The 3,342-nt window shown below is 34.1% G+C and carries 2 protein-coding genes and 2 tRNA genes; 2 read left to right on the top strand and 2 right to left on the bottom strand.

Going from position 1 to position 3,342, the window contains the following annotated elements; translation table 11 throughout:
- Positions 1-813 (bottom strand): ESPR-type extended signal peptide-containing protein (locus P6940_RS08115; RefSeq protein ID WP_277293744.1); only part of this gene is annotated, 813 nt, incomplete at its 3' end.
- A gap of 861 nt (positions 814-1,674) precedes the next feature.
- Here P6940_RS08115 and P6940_RS08120 point away from each other — a divergent pair.
- Both P6940_RS08120 and P6940_RS08125 read left to right on the top strand, forming a co-directional pair.
- Positions 1,675-1,750 (top strand) — tRNA-Trp (locus P6940_RS08120).
- Positions 1,751-1,765: 15 nt separating this feature from the next.
- A tRNA-Arg gene (locus P6940_RS08125) sits at positions 1,766-1,842 on the top strand.
- Positions 1,843-2,369: 527 nt separating this feature from the next.
- On the opposite strand, the gene P6940_RS08130 is transcribed toward P6940_RS08125, so the two are convergent.
- Positions 2,370-2,963: a hypothetical protein gene (locus P6940_RS08130; RefSeq protein ID WP_028258077.1), complete on the bottom strand. Its 594-nt coding sequence runs from the start codon at positions 2,961-2,963 to the stop codon at positions 2,370-2,372.
- Positions 2,964-3,342 lie beyond the last annotated feature (379 nt).

Raw genomic sequence — 3,342 nt, forward strand, 5'->3', positions numbered from 1 at the left:
CGGCATATCAGGCTTCCACTCATCTCCCGGTTTCGGCATAGCCGTCCCCTTATGCTTATCTGTAACAGGCCCTACATACGCCCCGTCACCGATAGCAATGCCCCGTGCCGCCGTAGCCGCCACATTACTTTCCTTACCGACAGCTATCCCGCGCATGGCTGAAGAACTCGCACTCGTACCGATACTGATGGCATCTTGTCCGGCTACTTTCGTCTGACTCCCGAAAGATATACCGTCCTCACCGGATACATTGGCATTCGTACCGATACCGATTCCTCTCACCTTCGTTACTTTTGCCTGCACACCCAGAGCCAGCCCCTGTGCAGCCTCCACCTTTGTAGCATAGCCGACAGCCATACCCAATTGTGCCGTATTTTGGGCATCTACGCCGATTGCCATACCCCAACCGCCGGCAGAATTTGCTCCACTACCGATGGCAATATCACTCGAATTAGTACTTTTTGCCTTTTCGCCGATAGCTATGGCACCATTGCCCTTGGCGCCGTCATTGTTGAAATTGGTGTCGGCATCTTTGCTCGTGCCTTTCACCGACACATAATGAACACCATTATTTTCCAATTCATGCAAAACCTCATTATACACAGCTTGTTGATCTGCCGTTAATGTCGAATTTTCTGTTGGATTAGCTGCATATACGCTAGTTCCCAAAGAAATTGTACCCAATAACGCTAATGCAGTTATGCCCGCCCTGCTCACTTTAGACGATGATTTTCCATTTCGTTTAGCAATTTCTGATACAACAACATAACAATGTTTTACCTTACTCCAAATAACTCTATAAATATGATTCATATAGAGCCCCCCTCTCTTATACTAGTACAATTTCAATATAACTTTGCAAATTATTAAATGGTTAAATATAAATTATTTCTACCTATTATTATAATAGATTAATTTAGTAAATTCAATATACTCAAAGATAATATGAATACTGCTATCAAAAAATCTAATCAACAGAATTTTAAATTATCAAAACTCTATCATCTTATTGTGAGTAATACAGGAATTGATACGATATATCTACTATGAATGTAAACTGCATCTAGTAATTAGAATATCCATACGAACATATAAAAACTACCCATTTTCATAAATTTCTAAGGCATATAATTGTATAGAATATATACTATTCCATACGATAAGCTCCTATATCATATGTATACCATAGTAATGTACTAATCATTTTATGCCCATTAAGACCTATCAAGCTAATAGCGTAACGGTGCACACTAACGTTAAATTTATAATTCTCATTATACTCATATATACTACGCCAAAACTATTAACATATAATAATTCCACAAAATGCTAAGAAACTACTGTTCATATACATCATTATAAAACTGTATAACTATGTATTAACAACTAAAAATTGTAAAGTTGAAAGAAGTCATCAAGAAGATAGGAAATTATATATGACACAAATATCTTTACAAGCAAAAAAGATTTGATAAAACAAAGAGAAAAACACGAAGCAAGATATAATAGTCCACACGAATATGCTTCACTTTAAAAGTCCAAACCAAGTTGTATCATAATACGTCTCAAGGTGTAACATATATATTAGCACTAAGAAAGATTTGAAAAATAGTATTATAATATCATTGACAAGAAAACAAATTTTAATTATAATTATATAGTCAGTTAGAAATTAGGGGTATAGCTCAATTGGTAGAGTTACGGTCTCCAAAACCGTCGGTTGTGGGTTCAAGTCCTACTGCCCCTGCCATCTAATTAACTCTATGACTCAGTAGCTAAGCTGGATATAGCGTCTGACTACGAATCAGAAGGCCGGGGGTTCGAATCCCTCCTGGGTCACCAAAGCAAAGGATCTTACTTTAAGTAAGGTCCTTTTTATGTTAGGAGATCATCAGTATTATCACTTTATTTCGGCAAGGTGCTTTTTCATTTGGAGGGCCCTCCGCTACGCTACGGAGTGAACATCGTATCGACTAAGTGCGCGTCGTCGCTATGCTCCTAGCACACTAAGTCGTTTACGTATCCCTCCTGGGTCACCAAGGCAAAGGATCTTACTTAGGTAAGGTCCTTTTTATGTTTCTGGATGCTCTCGCTAAGTTCTCTGCGTCACTTCGTTCCTTGATAACTAAGCTTACCGCTACCCTCTACTCTCCCTAATAGAAGATTTATATTCAGATTATTAGTGAATATAGTATAACATGGCTAGTAATCTCTAGTAACACTACTTATAAAATCATCATAAATAACAACTTTTCTCTTTAATATAAAAAGCACTCTAACATCAATCATATGTAGAGTGCTTTTATAGATTTATAACTATTACTATCTATATAATTTGATATAAACTGTAATATTATCTTTAAATTATTTTATTTTAATACTAATACATCTGATGTTAATTTTTTCGCAAAATAAGTGTCACAGCATTTATTAAAGGCTCTTTCTGTACTAGATGTACCAGCAGCATTTTCTTTAACCGTTTGTTGATTGAAGAATACATATCGATCTTCAGATGCAGAATAAACAATAGTTGTAAATAATGTTGTTACTTCATATTTAGCACCTACCCAAGAAAGCCATGCTGCTTTTACTTTTTCATCAGTAATTCTTGCATTTGTAAACGCTACATATTGTACTCCCATTTCACGAGCAAAAGCTTTCATATCTGCCTTTTTAGGTAAAAATCCTACACTTGTCTTAGTATCATCAGGAACAATATTATTTTCAATCATATATTGCTGCATCATCATCTGAGCTTGATTAGAATCTGCATATTGAAAACCATATTTCTTTAAAGAATTTTGTAATCCCTCATTTAATTTTTGTTCTGCACTAGAAATATCGCTAACTGCAGCAGGATTTACCCATACCATAGTCACTGCTGATTCTCCTGTAGCATAAGATGTAATTGAAAAAGAAAAAAACATTAAAAGCATTCCTAAAAACATAATAAATTTTTTCATAATACTACTCCTTTCATATATACTAATTATCTACACTATAATAATTTTGATTATAAAAGTCAATAAAATATATAAGAATTATAAAAAAAATATATCACATAATATATTACTAATAGATAATAATGCTATAACTTATATACAACAATAGATAATACTATAATAGAATTTATTAAAATTTAATTATACAATAAAAACAACATATGAGAATGGATCATAAAATTTCTACTATAACCTATATTATGATTTAGTATCTAACTCATTATTGTCATGAACTACATTCACCACAAATAGAAAATACATAAAAATAAACATCATAGCAACACAAAAAAGCACTTACCCAAAGGTAAGTGCTTATCGCTTAATCAGCAACTTCCTATCC

It is taken from the genome of Veillonella montpellierensis, assembly GCF_947090115.1.
Lineage (GTDB): Bacteria > Bacillota > Negativicutes > Veillonellales > Veillonellaceae > Veillonella > Veillonella montpellierensis.